Source organism: uncultured Senegalimassilia sp. (genome assembly GCF_934636665.1).
Classification (GTDB): domain Bacteria; phylum Actinomycetota; class Coriobacteriia; order Coriobacteriales; family Eggerthellaceae; genus Senegalimassilia.
In genome coordinates this window covers 20,554-39,043 of record NZ_CAKUAT010000006.1, presented here as the reverse complement: position 1 = coordinate 39,043, position 18,490 = coordinate 20,554, and the positions used below count along the sequence as shown (strand labels likewise).

The window sequence follows — 18,490 nt, the reverse complement described above, 5'->3', positions numbered from 1 at the left end:
GGACAAGCGCTGATGATAGTGCCCTTAGCGCACGCTTCCCGCTTGATTCATGCTCATCGCAACTGTTTTCCGACCCTTAAGGTTTCCGATATCCGTGAACGATGAAGTCGCGTTAAAGACAAATACGCCGTAGCTTTGCCGGCATTGCTCGTGCCCAGGAGAAAGATGCCTATTGTCGCGCAAAGATATGGCATAAAGCTACGGCATCAACCGAATACCTTGTCGCCCTGCAGTCCCAGCCTTGGGAATCCTTCGGCAGCCCTCAGACGCAACAAGGCCCCCGGCGTATGCCGGGGGCCTTGCAGGATTCACGCTTCAGCTTAAAGCTTGAGGCTTAGGTCAGCTTATTCAGCCTGCTCCTCAGCGGGCTTGTCAGCCTTCTTCTCGCGCTTCTTAGCCGGCTTCTCCTCAACCTGGATGGACTCGTCCACGGGGATCTCGAAGCCCATCTCAGCAGCAGCGGCCTTCATAGACAGGCTGATGCGACGACGGTCGGGGTTGATCTCCATGACCTTGACCTTGACCATGTCGCCAGGCTTGACGACCTGAGCAGGCGTGTCGATGTGGCGCATGGCCATCTCGGAGATGTGCACCAGGCCCTCGATGGACTGGCCCAGCTCGACGAAGGCGCCGAACGGAACGGTCTTGGTGACCTTGCCGTCGACGATGGAGCCGACCGGGTAGCTCTCGACCAGCTTGATCCACGGATCCTCGGTGGTCTGCTTCAGACCCAGAGAGATGCGCTCGCGCTGCAGATCGACGTCCAGAACCTCGACCTCGACCTCGTCACCGACCTTGACGACCTCGGACGGATGGTTGACGTGGTTCCAGGACAGCTCGGAGATGTGGACCAGACCGTCGATGCCGCCCAGGTCAACGAAGGCGCCGAAGTCGACGATGCTGGAAACCGTGCCCTTGAGGCGCATGCCCTTGGACAGCTTGGAGAGGATCTCGGCGCGCTCGTTCTTGCGGCCTTCCTCAAGCAGCACGCGACGGGACAGGACAACGTTGTTGCGGTTGCGGTCCATCTCGATGACGCGGGCCTCGATCTCGGTGTGCAGGTACATGTCCAGGTCCTTGACGCGACGCAGGTCGACCAAAGACGCAGGCAGGAAGCCGCGCAGGCCGATGTCCAGGATCAGGCCGCCCTTGACAACCTCGATAACCTCGCCGGTGACGGTCTCGCCAGCCTTGAACTTCTCCTCGACGCTGATCCAGGCGCGCTCGTACTCGGCACGCTTCTTGGACAGGATCAGACGGCCGTCCTTGTCCTCCTTCTGCAGGACCAGAGCCTCGATCTCGTCGCCGAGATTGACGATCTCGGACGGATCGGCGTCCTTGCGGATGGACAGCTCGCGGACGGGCACAACGCCCTCGGACTTGAATCCGATGTCCACCAGCACCTCGTCATGCTCGATCTTGACAACCGTGCCGTTGACCAGGTCGCCCTCGTCGAACTCGGTCAGCGTGCCGTCGATCATCTGGTTCATCTGATCGTCGGAGATGTCCTCGAAGTCGATGACGGACGTGTTCTTGATGTCGGTCAAAACGGACCCCTTCCATACTTTGCCGGGGACCCTTCGTCATGAATGATTGCTACATAAACCATGTTCGCTTGCAGGAGATGCTCCCTTTTAGCAGTGCAACAAACATGTCTCGGGGGCCTACATTACCAATGCTTACGGGACCTTCCCATAAGCCAATCGAGTATACCATGCGCAATGCGCCATCCAAACCATTATTTTCCAACAGCGTTCCGCCCTGCACGATTTCTACGCGGAACGGCAAAGCGCTCGATTTGGCCCGCACCCGCAACCTTGTGCCCCTGGCCGAACCAGCCACAACGATCGCCCGTCTTGCGGCCCATGCCCTTTAGCACGCAAATCGAGCGCACGCCATCGCAGACCGAGCTATTCCCCGCTATCGCGACGGCAATCGGGGCACACGCCGGAAAACGCCAGGTCGAAACCTGTTACCTCAAACCCGTAGTCGTTCACGATGCGCGCAAAGGGGTCGATGCCCTCCGTTTCGATATCGAAGACGCCGCCGCAACGGCTGCACCTCGCATGGAAGTGGTTATCGCAACGGAAGTCGTAGCGATCCGCCGCGTTGGGCACGGGAATGCGCAAAACCTCCCCGCGATCCGACAACACGCTCAAGTTGCGGTACACGGTGGCACGGGACACGTTGGGGTGATCGCGGTGAACCACGTCGTAGATATCCGCCGACGTCGGATGGTTGTGCAGCGAACGCACCGCATCGAGCACCACCGCGCGCTGCTTGGTGTTGCGCGAGCCGCGCGGGCTTTGGACCTGATCGTTCGCAGTCATCGCGTTGCTCCTATCCTTCTTGTCAGGCTTTCTTCTTAATAGGATTCTATATCGCTAGTAAGCCTTATGCAATTCGCTCACAACCATTCCATCGGGTTTCGCGTAACGAAGGGACCCTCCTGCTCCAAAAGCGGGAGCAGGAAGGCTCAAGCTCCAAGCAAATTCGCAATCGCCGCGGTTCCGCGGAAAGCGGCAAGCATCGGGGCCATCCCATTTCACACGTTCCGGGAGACGGGATGGCCCCTATGCTCCGAACGGGTTTGCAACTCCCTCGATCCCGCGAAAGGCCCGCACGCATAAGAAGGCCTCCCATTTCCAGAAACGGGAGGCCTTCAAGCTTCTTACAGGCGCATTGTCCTCATGAGAACATCGCGGTCGCAACCAGTTCGCAAAAGGCTAGATAGCCTCGTCTCCTCGCTCGCCGGTGCGGATACGCACCACCTCGTCAACCGGGAAGACGAAGATCTTGCCGTCCCCCACGTTGCCGGTTCGAGCGGTGGCGCTGATCACGTCGATGAGCGCGTCCACCTCGGCGTCATCGCAGATGATCTCGAACTTCACCTTCGGCACCATGTTCAACAGCACCTCGGTGCCGCGATAGTACTCCTTCCAGCCATGCTGGGACCCGCAGCCTTGCACCTGCGAGATGGTCATTCCCGAAACCTGTGCCGCGAACAGGGCGTCTTTGAGCGGCTCAAGCTTTTCAGGACGAACGATAGCGGTGATCTTCTTCATGGTTCAACTCCTTTCAAACGCTAGCCGCAGCTTAGTCCAGGCCGATGTATGCAGGGTAAGCGGATTCGCCGTGGGCCGCAATGTCGAGACCTTGCGCTTCCTCTTCCTCGCTGACGCGCAGGCTGCCCTTGAAGCATGCCTTCACGATGAAGGCGAGCACCACGTCGAGGACGCCGACGAACACGATCGTGATGGCGATGCCGGCGATCTGGCTGCCCAGCAGGCTCACGTCGCCGGTGTACAGAAGGCCGCCGAAGTCGGTCCAGGACAGCTCGGGCACGCAGAAGATGCCGGTGCAGATGCCGCCAACGATACCGCCGACCGCGTGGCAGCCGAAGGCGTCGAGCGCATCGTCGTAGCCGATCTTCGCCTTGCAGAACGAAATGGCGAAGTAGCAGATGGGAGACACGATCAGGCCCATGATGATGGCGGCCCAGGGCTCGACGAAGCCGGCAGCCGGGGTGATGACGACCAGGCCGGCGACAAGGCCGGTTGCGGCGCCGACGAGCGTGGGCTTGCCCACCTTCACGCGCTCGACGATCATCCAGGAGATGAGCGCCGCGCCAGAGGCGACCACGGTGTTGATCAGGGCCAGGCCGGCAACGCCGTCAGCCACGAACTCGGAGCCGGCGTTGAAGCCGAACCAGCCGAACCACAGAAGGGTTGCGCCCAAGGCCACGAACGGCACGTTGTGCGGACGGTAGCTCATCATGCCGAAGCCCTTGCGCTTGCCGAGCATGAGGCACAAGATCAAGCCGGTAAGGCCGGAGGAGATATGCACGACGTCGCCGCCGGCGAAGTCGAGCGCGCCGATGGCGTCGCCGATAAGGCTGCCATCGCCGCCCCAAACCATGTGGGCAAGCGGCGGATACACCACGATGGTCCACACCGCCACGAACGCGCACACCGCGCCGAACTTCATACGGCCGGCAAGGGAACCCGTGATGATGGCGGTGGTGATCATGCAGAACGCCATTTGGAAGATGAAGTCGATGATCGCCGGATACGTCGCATCCTCGGGAACCGCATCCGCCTCGGCGAGCATGTCGGTCACGCCGCCAAGGAAGCCGAGCTGATCGAAACCTCCGAAGAACGGGCTAGAGCCGTCCTCGCCGTATGCCAGCGACCAACCGCAGATCGTCCACGTGATCGCCACGATGCCGATGGCTGAGAACACCATGACCATCGTGTTCACGACGTTCTTTCGACGCGACAGGCCTCCGTAGAAAAACGCCAAACCCGGTGTCATGAGCAAGACGAGCATGGCGCACACCAGCATGAATGCCGTTGAACCCGTGTCAAACATCGTGCTACCTCCTTCGTTTTCCGATACCCATTCCCTCTGAGCACCTTTTTCTTACGCATTCGATAGTGCCACTGTTTGACCTGGCCTTTTGAGAGGATCGTCATTGTTAACGAGTCGGGAAACGCTTTGTAACGAGCACGAGACGCGGGTGTTACAATGTGGAAACAGGCGAACTTGCGTGAAAGGAACGGGCTTATGGGCGTGCGATTCGTTGCCGTTGAAACGGACGAGGATCAAGAAAAGCTGGCGAAGCTGGCTGATGAGATTTGGCACGAGTACTGGCCCGCGATCATCGGCGATGCGCAGACCGACTACATGGTCGAGAAGTTCCAAAGCCTGGAAGCCATCAAACGTGATATGGCGGAACACGCCTATGAATACTGGTTCGTGGTCGACGAAGCCGGCAAAACCGTGGGCTACACCGGCGGCTGCGAGGAACCGCAGACCAGCCGTTACTTCATCTCGAAGATCTACCTGCTTGTCGAGGAGCGCGGCAAGCATTATGCGTCCCAGATCATCGGCTTCTATACCGATATTTGCCGCGCTCGCGACCTGCATAGCATGTATCTGACCGTGAACAAGCACAACGATCTGGGCATTCGAGCCTATTACGGCAAGGGCTTCGTGACCATCGAATCCGTCAAGAACGACATCGGCAACGGGTTCGCCATGGATGATTACGTGATGGAGAAGGAAGCCTAACCGCTTTCATCCGCGCGACCCGTGCGCCATGAAGCCTTCGGCGGCTTCATGGCGCAAGAAAGGCCCCGCGCCCTCGGTTCCGTCAGCCGACCTGGTCGGCGATGCAAGCGCATGCCTCTGCAGCTTGCATGAAACGGATTCCGAACGGCACAGGGCCTTTTGCTGTTCTCGCGGCAAAAAGCTGCGGGCTACAGCGCCCGGTAACGCTCTTCCACGCTGGCGGCGATGCCTTCGGCGTCAAGGCCCTGCTCGTGGAGCAGCTGCCCCACCCCGCCTTGCGTGACGAACGCGTCTTTGATGCCCAGATTCAGCGCCGGGGTATGCAGGCCCATGAGCGCCATCTCGCCGAGCACGCCTTCGCCGGCGCCGCCGGCGATGACGCCCTCCTCCACCGTGACGACCAGCTTCGTTTCGGCGGCAGCCCGAATAGCCTGCACGTCAAGCGGCTTGACCCAGCGCATGTCCACCACGCGGGCGCTAATGCCCTGCTCGGCAAGCGCATCTGCGGCGGCCAAAGCCTGGCCGACCATGCGGCCGAACGCCAAGATGGCAACATCCTCGCCTTCGCGCACCGTACGTGCCTCCCCTTCCGGCAGCACCTCGGGAGTCTCGGGCAACGGCACGCCCTCGCCCTCGCCGCGCGGATAGCGGATGGCGAACGGGCCGCCCATGGCAAGCGCCGTACGCAGCGCATGCACAAGCTCAGCCTCGTTCGAAGGCGCCAGCACGCGCATGTTGGGCACCATGCGGGCATACACCAGGTCGAACACGCCATGGTGCGTGGGACCGTCGGCGCCGACGATGCCGGCGCGGTCGATGGCGAAGACGACATCGAGCTTCGGCAGCGCAACGTTGATGATCATCTGATCGACGGCGCGCTGCATGAACGTGGAATACAGCGCCACCACGGGCTTTTTACCATTCGCTGCCAGGCCGCCGGCGAAACCGACAGCGTGCTCCTCGCAAATGCCCGTATCCACGAACCGCTTCGGAAACTTCTCGGCGAACTCGTCGAGGCCGGTGCCGCCCTTCATGGCAGCGGTGATGGCGACGATGTCGGCGTTGTTCTCCGCCTCGGCGACCAATGCCTTGCCGAACACGTTCGTGTATTTCGGCGCAGAGGGCTTGCCCGACTTGATGACCTCGCCGGTTGCGATGTTGTAGGGCGCGATGCCGTGGAACTTCTCAGGGTTGCGCACCGCGGGCATGTAGCCTTGGCCTTTGCGCGTGACCACGTGCATGAGCACCGGGCCATCGGCGTTCAGGACGGCTCGCAGCGTTTCCCTCAGCTGCGCGATGTTATGCCCGTCGATAGGCGCCGTGCACACGATGCCCAGCTGCTCGAAGATCATGGAATGCGGAATGACGAACTGCTTCATCGATTCCTTCATGCTACGGCCGAAGTTGGTGATGGCCTTGCCCACCGGGCCGCTGCTCTCCAGATGCTCCTGCACGTTATCGCGCGCCTGACGGTACTGCGACGATGCACGCATATAACCCAAGTGCTTCATGAGCGCGCCAACGTTGTGCGAGATGGACATCTCGTTGTCGTTCAAGATGATGACCATGGGCGTTTGGGCCTGGCCGATGTTGTTCAGCGCCTCGAAGGCCATGCCGCCGGAAAGCGCCGCATCGCCGATGAGCGCGACGACCTTCTGGTCGGCACCCGCCAAATCGCGGGCCTCCGCCAAGCCAAGCGCCACCGAAAGCGAGTCGGATGCGTGCCCGGAATAGTGCACGTCGTAGGGGCTCTCGCTGGGCTTAGGAAAACCGGAAAGGCCGCCATAGGTGCGCAGCGTGCCGAAGTCCTTTAAGCGTCCGGTGACCAGCTTGTGCGCATACGCCTGATGCCCCACATCGAACACGATCTTGTCCTTGGGGCAATCAAGCAGGCTGTGAAGCGCCAAGATGATCTCCACCGCACCCAAAGAAGAGGCGACGTGGCCACCGGTTTTCGAGGTGGTGGTCACGATCTCCTGGCGGATCTCGCCCGCAAGTATAGATAGCTCCTCATTGCTGAGGAGCTTCAGGTCGGCAGGGGATGCGATTATGTCCAGAATGCGCTTATCGCTCATGCTGCGCCTTTCCTTTTGTCATGCCATCCGATCGCCTTGCGCGACCTAGACGGAAGCGGCGGCCTGGCCTTGCCGTGCCGCGCCGCCGTCCGCTTGACCTTCCTTATGCGCGCCCGCTGCAGATGCCGCAGGTTGCGCCGAATCATCGGCAAGCCCTGCCGGGGCCTCGGAGGCCAGCGCCTCTTGGACGCTGGCCTCGTCGATGCCCTGCTCAAGCAGATCGCTTGCGCGAAGCCCCAGCCCAACCGCTTCCTCATACAGGGAAAGCGCCTGGTCCAAGGGTAAATCCTTATCGTTTACCGCTTCGACGATCTCATCGAGGCGGCTTTTGAGCTCCTCGAAGGACCCGTACGATTCCAATGCCACCGAATCGCGCCCTTACAGCACTAGGGGCTGCGCCGGGTCATCGCCTGCGGGAGCCGCAGCAGCCCCATCGTCGATGTCCTTGGCGATACGGCCCAGCACGCCGTTGACGAAGCGCGGGGAATCGTCCTCGCCGCCGAAATCCTTCGCCAGCTCCACCGCCTCGTTGATGGCGACGCTGGTGGGCACATCCTGAACGAACATGATCTCGTAGGCGGCCAAGCGCAGAATGGAGCGGTCGACGATGGGCATGCGGCCCAGCGACCAGTTCTCCGCAGCGGCCTTCAGGCTGCCGTCGATGACGATGCGGTTCTGCTCGACGCCGCGCACCAGGTCCTGAGCGTATTCCGAAAGCGGGCCCTCCTCGGACGGGAAGACGCCTTCAGCCACGATCTGAGCAGCGGATGCGCCCTTGATCTCGGCGGTGTACAGAACCTGCAGCGCGACGCGACGTGCCGTCGTGCGCTCGTGTCTTTTCGATGCCATGTGCAAATAATCCCCTGTGCTTCTTCTTGTTCCTAACGGTTGAACTGGACGCCGTCGATGTAGACGTCGACCGATCCAACCTGCGCGCCCACCTGGCTTGCCACGGCGTCCGCCACGGACTGGCGAACCGCAGCCGCCACGTCGGGCAGCACATGTCCATAATAAACGTCGATGCGCACCGAGATCTGCAGCTTGTCGTTTTCGTCCGCTGCGATCTCGATACCGGACGTGGAGGGCTTGCCGCCGAGCACGCCGCGGATGCCGCGGCTTGCCGCGGGGGCGTTGCCCACGCTGGCGACGCCGTCCACATCTGCCACGGCGATGGAGACGATGGTCTCGACGACGCCCGGCGCAAGCGCCATGCCGTCAACGGTCAAATCGCTCATAACACATCTCCCATCTGGGTTTCGATGAAGTCCGTGGTGGCTTCGCCGGCGCAGAACACCTGGTTATCCAGCACGCGGCGGTGGAACGGCAGCGTGGTGGGGATGCCCTCGATGACGAACTCGTCAAGGGCGCGGCGACCGCGCGCCAGGCACTCCTCGCGATCCTGGCCGTACACGATGAGCTTGGCCACCATGGAGTCGTAGAACGGGCTGATCTTCGAGCCGGAATGCACATAGGCTTCCACGCGCACGCCCGGGCCCGCCGGGGGCTCGAAGCGCGTGATGGTGCCGGGGCACGGACGGAAGCCGTGCTCTGGATCCTCGGCGTTGATGCGGAACTCCATGGCATGGCCGAACGGCGTGAACGGTGCCCTATCAGCGCAGCTCATGGGCTCGCCTGAGGCGATGCGCAACTGCTCTTTGATGATGTCGGTGCCCGTGATCTGCTCGGATACCGGATGCTCCACCTGCACGCGCGTGTTCATCTCCATGAAGTAGAACTTGCCCGTGGTGTCCAGCAGAAACTCGATGGTGCCGGCGTTGCGGTAGTCCACGGCGCGCACGGCCTTGATGGCCGCAACGCCCATGGCGCGGCGCAGCTCGTCGGTCAGCGCCGGAGAAGGCGCCTCCTCGATAAGCTTCTGGTGACGACGCTGCACGGAGCAGTCGCGCTCGCACAGGGCCACGTTGTTGCCGAAGTCATCGGCGAGCACCTGCACCTCGACGTGACGCGGGCGCAGCACGAGCTTCTCCAAGTACACCTCGTCGTTGCCGAACGCGGCGCCGGCCTCGGCGCGGGCGGCCTTGTAGTGCGACTCAAGGTCGGCGGGGTCGTGAACCTCGCGCATGCCCTTGCCGCCACCGCCGGCGGTCGCCTTGATGAGCACGGGATAGCCCACGTTCTCGGCGAACTGGCGAGCCTCCTCCACGGTGTCGATGCAGCCATCGGAACCGGGGACGGTGGGCACGCCGCAAGCCTTCATGGTCTCACGGGCGGAGGACTTATCACCCATGCGCTCGATGCACTCGGCGGAGGGGCCGATGAACACCAGGTCGTTGTCGGCGCATGCGCGGGCGAAGTCGGCATTTTCCGCCAAGAAGCCGTAACCGGGGTGGATGGCGTCGGCGCCGGTGATGTTGGCCGCCGCGATGATGTTGGACATGACCAGGTAGCTTTTCGTTGCCTGGGCGGGGCCGATGCACACCTTCTCGTCGGCATACTGCACGGGATAGGTGTTCTCGTCCTCGGTAGAGTACACCGCCACGGTCTTGACGCCCAGCTCCTTGCAGGCGCGCATGACGCGCAGAGCCACCTCGCCGCGGTTTGCGATGAGTACTTTCTTGAACATGTTACTGCTCCGAGACGGGCTGGACGGAATGGGGCTCGATGTAGAACAGCACGGTGCCGAACTCGACGGGGTCGGCGTCCTTGACGCACACCTCGCGGACGGTGCCCATCTCCTCGGCGGTAATCTCGTTCATGAGCTTCATGGCCTCGACGATGCATAGGGTCTGGTTGGCGGCAACCTCGTCGCCCACCTTCACGAACGCGGGCTCGCCCGGTGCGGGAGCGGCGTAGAACGTGCCGACCATGGGGGCCTTCACGGCGTACCAGTTGGCAGGACGCTCGGGCTCGGCGGCAGCGGCGGCCGGAGCAGCAGGCGCTGCAGCGGGAGCTGCAGGTGCGGCGGCGACTGCCGGAGCGGCGGCAACCGGTGCGGCTGCCGGCATGGCGCCGGGCATGCGCACGGCGATGCGCTGACCGCCATCCTCGACCACGATCTCGCCTACGCCGCTTTCCTCGGCAACGCGAACCAATTCGCGAATCTGATTGATATCCACGTAATCGTCCTCCTTGGTATTGCTGGACTCCTCCTGCATGAGGAAGTCGACTTTCTCGGATGCGCGGTGCTTGCTCAGGAAGGTGCGCGCCTCATTGGGGAACAGGGCGTACATGAGCACGTCCTCTTCGCTTTGGGCCAGATCGCCGACCTCTTCGACGACCTCGTCATAGGTGGTGGTGACCAGGCTTGACGGAGCCACGTCGTCGGGCAGCACCTGCGAATTGCCCGCGACCTTCTTCATGATCTCGGGGTCGATGCGTCCCGGGGCCTTGCCGTAGTAGCCGCAGATGTAGTCCTTCATCTCCTTGGACACGACGCCCCAGCGCTTGCCGGTGAGCACGTTGAACACGGCCTGCGTGCCAACGATCTGCGACATGGGCGTGACGAGCGGCGGATAGCCCACCTCTGCGCGCACGCGCGGGATCTCCTTCATGACCTCGGGCAGGCGATCGGATGCGTTCTGCACCTCGAGCTGGCTCATGAGGTTGGACATCATGCCGCCGGGCACCTGATGCGAGTACACCTGCATATGGATAAGCGAGGACACGCCGCGCTTGTAGTGGCTGCGCTTGCGCACTTCCTCCCAATATTCGGCGATCTCGAAGAGCAGGTCCAGATCAAGGCCGGTGTCGTAACGGCTTTCCTGCAGCGCCGCCACGATCATCTCGACGGCGGGCTGGGAGTTGCCGAAGGCCAGCGGCGCGGATGCGGTGTCGACGATGGACACGCCCGCCTCGGCGGCCTTAAGGTAGTTTGCCGGGGCCATGCCGCCGACGTAGTGGCAGTGCAGGTGCACGGGCAGGCCGATCTCGGCGTTGAGCGCCTTCACGATGCGCTCGGCGCGGTACGGCGTCATAAGGCCGGCCATGTCCTTCACGCAGATGGAGTCGGCGCCGAGCTCCTTGAGCTGCTGCGCGTATTCAAGGTAGCTGTCAAGCGTATGCACCGGGGAGATGGTGTAGGAGATGGCGCCCTCGAAGTGACCGCCGCATTCGTTGACGGCCTCGGCGGTATCCACCACGTTGCGGATATCGTTGAGCGCGTCGAACACGCGGAACACGTGCACGCCGTTGCGCTTGGACGCCTTGATGAAGCGGTTCACGATCTCGCGGGAATAATGCTTATAGCCAACCAGGTTCTGACCTCGGGTGAGCATGGACAACGGCGTGTTCGGCGTTGCCGCATTGATGGAACGCAGGCGGTCCCACGGATTCTCATCCAAAAAGCGCATGCACGAGTCGAACGTCGCGCCGCCCCATGCCTCGATGGCCCAGTAGCCGACGCGATCCATCTTCGGCAGGATCGGCAGCATGTCGCCGATGCTCATGCGCGTGGCCCACAGGCTTTGCTGGCCGTCACGGATAGTGGTATCCATGATCTGAAGCCTTGACATGAACTCGCACCCCCTTCGTTTTCAAGTGATACAGACCGTATTGATCGAAACCAGGATTATAGAAGATGCCGGCGCCGATACCGTGCGCACACGGCGAATTCACGGGCAAGAAACAGAAACGCCGCCCAGGCGGCGCGCTTTGCAAGCACTGCAGTCGCCATAATCCGCGCGCGCGGTGGCGAGCCTCGCTAATCGCGGAAAACCTCCCCCAGATACAGCGAATGCGCCCTGAACGGGCGCATTCGGAGATATCGTCGCACTCGACGAGGCCTTGATCCGTGCTTCGGCTCGCCCAAGATGGGCGGATACCGGCTTCCGCAGACGTCTCTTGCTATGCTTCAGGCATGCAACAAAAGCCGTTCGATATGGAAGCGCGGTCGCCGACCGCCAAAGCGATGCGAACTAGACGCGCTTGATAACGCGGCCGTCGCGGGTGTCGATCTGCAGCACGTCGCCGATCTCGACGAACGTGGGCACCTGCAGCTCGACGCCGGTCTCGAAGGTTGCCGGCTTGGTGGTGTTGGTGGCGGTGTCGCCCTTGAAGCCGGGCTCGGTGTGCGTGCACTCCAGCTCGACGAACATCTGAGGCTCGATGCTGATGAGCTCCTCGCCGGCGTACAGCAGGCTGGCCTCGTCGTTCTCCTTGAGCCACTTGGCGGTGTCGCCGACGGTCTCGGCGGGCATGCTCATCTGGTCGTAGGTGTTGGGATCCATGAAGTAGAAATCGGAACCGTCGTTGTACAGGTACTGCATCTTGCGAGTTTCCAGGCGCACGGTGTCGAACTTCGTGCCGGCGTTGAACGTGTAGTCGACCACACGGCCGGTCTTGATGTCGCGAAGCTTCGTGCGGACGAAGGCGCCGCCCTTGCCGGGCTTGACATGCTGGAACTCGACGATGGTGCACATCTTGCCGTTGTTGACGATGCACATTCCGTTCTTGAAATCGGCGGTAGAGATAGCCACTGGTAGATCCTTTCAACCGTTCAGGCGACCAAGGCCGCCCCTTTAGTTCAACCCTTAAATTATAACCATGTCATGCGTAGATTGCGTGAAAACTTGGAATCCCGTTTCGATGACCACGCCGAAATCCTCTAAACGCATACCGAAATCGCCCTCCAGATATATGCCCGGTTCCACCGTGACCACGTTGCCCGGGGCGAGCGGCTCCTTGTTGCGAGGCGACAGCACGGGCTCCTCGTGGATGTCGATGCCCACGCCATGGCCTAGCCCGTGGCCCATCTTACCGGCGAATCCGCCCGCGGCAAGAACGTCTTCGGCCATCTGGTGCATCTGCGCGCCGGTGACGCCGGGCTTGATAGCCGCCTCCACCTGCTCATTGGCCTCACGCAGCGTTTCGTAGGCAGCGCGCATCCGCGCATCAGGCTGGCCGACGAACACGGTGCGGGTCATGTCCGAGCAATATCCGTGGGCGCGAGCGCCGAAGTCCATGACCACGCACTGCCCCGCTTCAAGCCTTGCCTCACCCGGGATGGCATGCGGGCTTGCGCCGTTAGCGCCACAGGCCACGATGGAGGAGAACGCCAGGCCGGACGCGCCATGACGCAGCATCCAGTCCTCAAGCTCGATCTGCACCTGCCGTTCGGTCATGCCCGGCTTCATGTAGGTGATGATATAGGAGAACGCCGCATCGGTGATGGCCTGGGCCGCCTTCATGCGCGCAACCTCCGACGACTCCTTGACCGCGCGCAGCGAGCGGACGAAACCCGAGGTCTCGCGCAGCTGCGGAGACGCCGGCGCCTTGGCAAAGGCGCCCTCGAGCGCGCGGAACGCCGCAAGCGTCATAGAGTCCTCGATGCCGAGCACGATGCTCTCGGGCGCCGGCGAGCCGGCGGGAGCGTTTGCATGCCGGGCCGTGAACACGTCGGCAACCCATTCGCCATGACCCTGACGCGCGTCATCGATGGCGATAACGCCTTCGCCCTGCGCCGCTTTTCGCGCCGCGCCGCTGTAGCGGGAATCGGTGTGCAGCACCGCGTCATGCGGCGTGACCAGGAGCGCATGCGCCTGTTCGTCGTCGAACACGTCGTCGAAGGCCGTCAACCATTCGATGCTTGCCGTGTCACGTACCAAAAACGTGCGGATGCCGTTTTCCGCCGCCGCGTTGCGCAACCGCTCCAAACGCCCTGCGGCCTGGGCTTTCATGCTATTCGTCAATGGGACCACGACCTGCCACGATAACCTGGCCCGGCGCGTAGCGCCCCTCGAAGCCCTCGCCCAGGCGCTCGGTCACGCCTTCGAGCAGGATGTCGAGCGCATCGTTGTAGCCGGCGAAGCCGCGACCTTTGACCTGGGCCACGCACGCCGGGGCGATCACCGAGATATGGCGGAACGCCTCGCGCGTGCTGACATCGGAGATGTGCACCTCGACGCACGGCGTGCTCACGCTGCCCAAAGCGTCGCGCAGCGCATAGGAATAATGGGTATGCGCACCGGGGTTGTACACGATGCCGTCGCACGTGCCGTGTGTGGCGTGGATCTTCTCGACCAGGTCGCCTTCATGGTTGGACTGGAAGCACTCCACCTCGCAGCCGTGCGCGCGGGCATACTCGGCGAAACCCGTCTCCAAGTCCTTCAGGGTATCGTTGCCGTACACGCCCGGCTCGCGGATGCCGAGCATATTCAGATTAGGCCCGTTCATCAGCAGGATCTTCTTCATGTTGCACACCTTTCGTTGACCCCTGCCGCCGTGTTCGACGGTAGCTTGAAACGAAGATGGTCGCCGCGGCGGCTTTTCAAGCCAACCCGCAAGGCGACCTTCTTCCCATACGCTCAACATACGCTAGCGCAACGTCACCGCCGCTTCTGCGCGAAATACGCCTCTAGCTCCTCCAAGATCACGCTATCGTCAACATCCTGAAGCCGCCACTGCCCCACATCATGCAAGCACACGAAACGCACCTGCCCATGACGCGCCTTCTTATCGCGTTTCATGACATCAAGCACCTGCGCCGGGGAAGCCTCCCAGTCAAGCTCGGGCAAGCCCAGGTCGTCGAGCAGCTGTCCCTGCGCCCGAGCGAGCTCTGCCGGCATATCGGCAAGCCGCATGCCCATACGAGCTGCAAAGCGCATGCCCTCGGCAACCGCATGCCCGTGGCTGTACGTGCCGTAGCCCGAAAGCTTCTCGATAGCATGGGCCAAGGTGTGGCCGTAGTTCAGGCACTCGCGCACGCCGCGGCTTTCCGTTTTGTCCTGCGCCACCACGTCGGCCTTGAACACCGCACATCGGGCGATGGCCTCGGAAACGACGTCGGGCTGACGGTCGACCATGGCCGATGCCTGGTCGGAGAGCCAGAAGAAGAACTCGTCGCCGTCGATGAGCGCGGTTTTCGCCACCTCGCCGCAGCCGCACGCCCACTCGCGAGGCGGCAGCGTTGCCAGCACCTCGGTGTCGGCGCACACGAACGCGGGTTGTTTGAACGCGCCCACCAGGTTCTTTCCGGCGGACAGGTTCACGCCCGTCTTCCCGCCCACGCTTGAATCCACCATGGATAGAAGCGTGGTGGGAACCTGCACCACCTGCACGCCGCGCATATAGGTTGCCGCGGCGAAACCCGCCAAATCGCCCACGCAGCCGCCGCCGAGCGCGACCACCACGCAGTCGCGCTCGAGCGCCAAAGCGGCCATGGCCTCGAGCACCTCGCCGAGTACCGTGAGCGATTTCGCCTCTTCACCTGCGGGAACGCAGATGTCGGAAACGCGATAGCCCGCTTGAACGAGCGACGCCTTCGCCCGAGCCAGGTACAGCGGGCCGACGTTGGCATCGGTGATGACGAGCACCTGCCGCGCATCGGCTACAGCCGGCACGCCGCGCATGGACGACCCCAGCGCATCGAGCACCCCGGCGCCGATGCGCACGTTGTACGCGTCTTCGCCGGGGATGTTCACCACTACCCTTGTCGCAGGCACAGCACGCCTTCCTTCTCCAAGATCTCCTGAATCTCCTGCGCCACGACGTTGATGGACTTGCCCACGGTGTCGATGGACACGCTGGCGACGTCCTCGTACATAGGCAGGCGGCCGGCGATGGTCTGTCGCGCGGTCTCGAGGTTCTTGAACAGCGGGCGCGTGGACACATCGCCGACGCGCTCGACGGCCTGCTCGGCCGTGACCTGCAGATACACTACGAAACCATTGTTCTTCAGGATCTCGCGGTTCTCCTCGCGCAGCACGATGCCGCCGCCGCACGACACAAGCATGGGGCCCTTGTGGGCGAACTCGTCGAGTACCTGGGTTTCCATATCGCGGAACGCCTGCTCGCCCTGCTCGGCGAAGATCTGGTTGATGGCCCGGCGCTCACGACGCTCGATGTAGGCGTCCAGGTCGATGGTGGCAAGGCCGCACTGACGGGCCAAACGACGCGACGTGGAGGTTTTGCCCGCGACCATGAAGCCCACGAAGAACACGTTGCGCGTCAGCTCGTAGGTCGGGCGCGCATGGGGCTTGATCTCGGGGTTGTTGACGACGGCGACGACCTCGTCGGGCGTGGTGACCGACAGCGTGTAGGCTATCGGGTTGCTTTCCGGGGTGATGGCGTCGTCCTTGATTTCCTGCTGTTCCATGATGTTCCTCCTGGCTGTTCTATCGCGATACGGTGTTCAATCGTTGCTTGTAGGCTTTGATGGCCGCTTTGATGTCAGCCATGTTATCGGAACCGAACTTGCGCATGTAGGCATCGGCTATGGCGAAGGCGAGCTCCCCTTCGGCGACCACCGCGCATGCCGGCACGGCGCATACGTCGCTTCGCTCCTTGGAGGCCTGGGCCACCTCGAGCGTATCAAGGTCCACGGTCTGCAGCGGCTGCATGAGCGTGGGAATGGGCTTCATGGCCGCCGTGACCACCAGGGGCATGCCCGTGGTCATGCCGCCCTCAAGGCCGCCGGCGTTGTTTGATGCGCGCGTGAACTCGGCTTTCGCCCGATCGAGCAAAATGGGGTCGTGCACCTGCGAGCCGGGCTTGCGGGCCGTCTCGAAGCCCATGCCGAATTCGACGCCCTTGATGGCGGGAATGCTGAACAAGGCGCCGCCGATGGTGGATGTCAGGCGCTCGGTGGGCACGGCATAGCCGCCCACGCCCGGCAGAAGACCGCGCACGACCACGCGGAACGTCCCTCCCAGGCTATCCTTGTTCTTGATGGCCCGGTCGATCTCGCGCTTCATGGCCTCGCTGGCCTCCGCATCGGGACAGCGGACCTCGCTGGTCTCGATCTCGAGCGGCGTATAGCGCGCCGCGTTCATGAACGGATCGTCCTCGTGCATAACGGCGCTTCCGATGCCGGTGACGTAGGAGAAGATGTCCACGCCCAGGTCGGCTAGAAACTCGCGCGCGACGGCGGCGGCCGCAACGCGCGGCGCGGTGGTGCGGGCGCTTGAGCGCTCGAGGATGTTGCGGCAATCGTCGGTGTTGGTCTTCAACGCGCCTACCAGGTCCGCGTGACCCGGGCGAGGGGTCACCTCCCGGACCAGGTCGAGCGGCGGCTCCCCAAACGGGGCCATGCGATCGGTCCAGTTCGCCCAATCCCTGTTCGCCACGAGCATGGCCACGGGGCTTCCGATGGTACGCCCGAAGCGCACGCCGGAAATCACCTGCGCCGTGTCATGCTCAATCTTCATGCGCCCGCCTCGGCCGTAGCCTGCCTGGCGGCGCGCCAGATCGACGTTGATCTGCTCCTCGGATATCTTAAGGCCCGCCGGCACGTCCTCGACGATGGCGACCAGGCCCTGTCCGTGGCTCTCTCCTGCTGTGTAGTAGCGCATGCTGCTCTCTTTTCGTGCTAGTGCGCGGCCTGGGTTTTCGCCGCGCCGATATGGGCGGATATGCTTAGATCAGGCGCGCGGGCAATCGAACCCGGCGGCGTCTGCCATAAGGTTGAACAGCTCCGCTTCGGAATACGGTATCTTCACTTCCGCTATGTCGGACACGATGAGCGCCGAAGCGACCGCTTGTGCCACCAGCATGCCCCCACCGTTGTAAGCCACCTTGCAGCCAGCTTGAAGAGCATCGGCCACCAGCTTCGTGCGCCCTGATGCGTAAACGGCGTCCATGACCACTTGGCCCGGACGCAACAGCCCCGTATCGAACGGCGCCGGATCGTCGGGCTTCATGCCCACAGGAGTGGCGTTGACGATGATGTCGGCCGAACCCAGAGCCCCCGTCGAGGTGGTATAGCTGCCATACTTGAACGTCGGCTTCGTATAAGCCTCGCGGAAGCTGCGATGCCCCTCCTTCATGGCGGGGAAATCGATGGTGGCGTTGGCCAGCTTGCCGAAACGCTCGAGATAGGCATCCAACACGCTATGCGCGCGCTCCTTGTCGCGCGAGAGCAGCAACAGCACGTCGGCGCCGGCGATAGCGCACGTATGAAGGATGGAAAGGGCCGTGGGGCCCGTTCCACACACCACCACGCGCTTGCCCTTGAAAGTCACGCCCGCAAGCTCCAGGAACTTGACGCACCCGTCGCCATCGGTGTTGAAGCCGATCAGCTGATCGTCCTTGCGGACGAGCACGTTAGCGCCCTGCGCCAGCTGGGCGGTTGCCGCTTTGCGCGTTGCAGCCTGGAAGGCCAATGGCTTATAGGGGGTGGTGATATTGACGGACAAGAACTCCCGCGCATCCAAAAAGGCGCGGGCGTCGTCCAGCTCGGCGTAATCGGCAAGGGAATAGGTCCAGGGCAGACCTAGCCTTTCGTATAACGCGTTGTACATTACCGGCGATTTCGAATGCGCGACCGGATGCCCCAGGATATAGAGGCGTTCGCCTTCGCTCTGCTCGGTCATGGAATTCCTTCCTGGTCGATCAAGGGCCTGCAGGTTAGCAGGGATTTCATCATACCAATGCAGACTACTTTTGTA

The 18,490-nt window shown here is 62.6% G+C and carries 18 protein-coding genes; 1 reads left to right on the top strand and 17 read right to left on the bottom strand.

What is annotated here, in order from left to right:
• Nucleotides 1–344: 344 nt before the first annotated feature.
• The 4 genes from rpsA to Q0G75_RS03480 form a co-directional block, all read right to left on the bottom strand.
• Entirely contained in the window at nucleotides 345–1,547 is a 1,203-nt protein-coding gene (gene rpsA / locus Q0G75_RS03495) for a 30S ribosomal protein S1 (protein ID WP_042434903.1), read from the bottom strand.
• 363 nt (nucleotides 1,548–1,910) lie between these two features.
• The gene (locus Q0G75_RS03490; RefSeq protein WP_294415511.1) at nucleotides 1,911–2,330 is read right to left on the bottom strand and encodes a Fur family transcriptional regulator; all 420 of its coding nucleotides are present in this window, start codon (nucleotides 2,328–2,330) and stop codon (nucleotides 1,911–1,913) included.
• 396 nt (nucleotides 2,331–2,726) lie between these two features.
• Entirely contained in the window at nucleotides 2,727–3,065 is a 339-nt protein-coding gene (locus Q0G75_RS03485) for a P-II family nitrogen regulator (RefSeq protein WP_294415514.1), read from the bottom strand.
• Between the two features lie 31 nt (nucleotides 3,066–3,096).
• Nucleotides 3,097–4,371 carry an ammonium transporter gene (locus Q0G75_RS03480; protein WP_294415516.1) on the bottom strand — a complete coding sequence of 425 codons (1,275 nt, stop codon included), beginning with the start codon at nucleotides 4,369–4,371 and terminating at the stop codon, nucleotides 3,097–3,099.
• Nucleotides 4,372–4,566: 195 nt separating this feature from the next.
• Here Q0G75_RS03480 and Q0G75_RS03475 point away from each other — a divergent pair, with 195 nt between their 5' ends.
• Nucleotides 4,567–5,073: a GNAT family N-acetyltransferase gene (locus Q0G75_RS03475; RefSeq protein WP_294415518.1), complete on the top strand. Its 507-nt coding sequence runs from the start codon at nucleotides 4,567–4,569 to the stop codon at nucleotides 5,071–5,073.
• 188 nt (nucleotides 5,074–5,261) lie between these two features.
• Here the strand turns inward: Q0G75_RS03475 and dxs are convergent, their stop codons facing one another.
• The 13 genes from dxs to Q0G75_RS03410 all read right to left on the bottom strand — a co-directional run bounded on the left by dxs (nucleotide 5,262) and on the right by Q0G75_RS03410 (nucleotide 18,415).
• Nucleotides 5,262–7,148, bottom strand: a complete 1,887-nt coding sequence (dxs, locus tag Q0G75_RS03470; protein ID WP_294415520.1) for a 1-deoxy-D-xylulose-5-phosphate synthase — start codon at nucleotides 7,146–7,148, stop codon at nucleotides 5,262–5,264.
• 45 nt (nucleotides 7,149–7,193) lie between these two features.
• Nucleotides 7,194–7,514 (bottom strand): exodeoxyribonuclease VII small subunit, encoded by a 321-nt coding sequence (xseB, locus tag Q0G75_RS03465; RefSeq protein WP_294415522.1) that lies wholly within the window; start codon nucleotides 7,512–7,514, stop codon nucleotides 7,194–7,196.
• A 12-nt stretch (nucleotides 7,515–7,526) separates the two neighbouring features.
• Nucleotides 7,527–7,997 (bottom strand): transcription antitermination factor NusB, encoded by a 471-nt coding sequence (gene nusB, locus Q0G75_RS03460; protein WP_114620510.1) that lies wholly within the window; start codon nucleotides 7,995–7,997, stop codon nucleotides 7,527–7,529.
• Between the two features lie 32 nt (nucleotides 7,998–8,029).
• The gene (locus tag Q0G75_RS03455; protein ID WP_042434922.1) at nucleotides 8,030–8,383 is read right to left on the bottom strand and encodes an Asp23/Gls24 family envelope stress response protein; all 354 of its coding nucleotides are present in this window, start codon (nucleotides 8,381–8,383) and stop codon (nucleotides 8,030–8,032) included.
• Entirely contained in the window at nucleotides 8,380–9,732 is a 1,353-nt protein-coding gene (gene accC, locus Q0G75_RS03450) for an acetyl-CoA carboxylase biotin carboxylase subunit (RefSeq protein ID WP_294415524.1), read from the bottom strand. Before accC ends, Q0G75_RS03455 begins: the two co-directional genes overlap by 4 nt.
• 1 nt (nucleotide 9,733) lies before the next feature.
• Nucleotides 9,734–11,620, bottom strand: a complete 1,887-nt coding sequence (gene accB / locus Q0G75_RS03445) for an acetyl-CoA carboxylase biotin carboxyl carrier protein (protein WP_294415526.1) — start codon at nucleotides 11,618–11,620, stop codon at nucleotides 9,734–9,736.
• A gap of 402 nt (nucleotides 11,621–12,022) precedes the next feature.
• Nucleotides 12,023–12,583 (bottom strand): elongation factor P, encoded by a 561-nt coding sequence (gene efp / locus Q0G75_RS03440; protein ID WP_042434932.1) that lies wholly within the window; start codon nucleotides 12,581–12,583, stop codon nucleotides 12,023–12,025.
• 54 nt (nucleotides 12,584–12,637) lie between these two features.
• Nucleotides 12,638–13,783 (bottom strand): aminopeptidase P family protein, encoded by a 1,146-nt coding sequence (locus Q0G75_RS03435; protein ID WP_294415528.1) that lies wholly within the window; start codon nucleotides 13,781–13,783, stop codon nucleotides 12,638–12,640.
• A 1-nt stretch (nucleotide 13,784) separates the two neighbouring features.
• Nucleotides 13,785–14,297, bottom strand: coding sequence for a type II 3-dehydroquinate dehydratase (aroQ, locus tag Q0G75_RS03430; protein ID WP_294415531.1), 513 nt, complete (start codon nucleotides 14,295–14,297; stop codon nucleotides 13,785–13,787).
• A gap of 134 nt (nucleotides 14,298–14,431) precedes the next feature.
• Nucleotides 14,432–15,547, bottom strand: a complete 1,116-nt coding sequence (aroB, locus tag Q0G75_RS03425) for a 3-dehydroquinate synthase (protein WP_294415532.1) — start codon at nucleotides 15,545–15,547, stop codon at nucleotides 14,432–14,434.
• Nucleotides 15,529–16,200, bottom strand: coding sequence for a shikimate kinase (locus tag Q0G75_RS03420; protein ID WP_294415535.1), 672 nt, complete (start codon nucleotides 16,198–16,200; stop codon nucleotides 15,529–15,531). The genes aroB and Q0G75_RS03420 overlap by 19 nt, the downstream gene beginning before the upstream one ends.
• A 19-nt stretch (nucleotides 16,201–16,219) precedes the next feature.
• Nucleotides 16,220–17,395, bottom strand: coding sequence for a chorismate synthase (aroC, locus tag Q0G75_RS03415; RefSeq protein ID WP_294415537.1), 1,176 nt, complete (start codon nucleotides 17,393–17,395; stop codon nucleotides 16,220–16,222).
• Between the two features lie 69 nt (nucleotides 17,396–17,464).
• On the bottom strand, nucleotides 17,465–18,415 hold the full coding sequence (locus Q0G75_RS03410; protein WP_294415539.1) for a hypothetical protein: 951 nt from the start codon (nucleotides 18,413–18,415) through the stop codon (nucleotides 17,465–17,467).
• Between the last annotated feature and the right edge of the window lie 75 nt (nucleotides 18,416–18,490).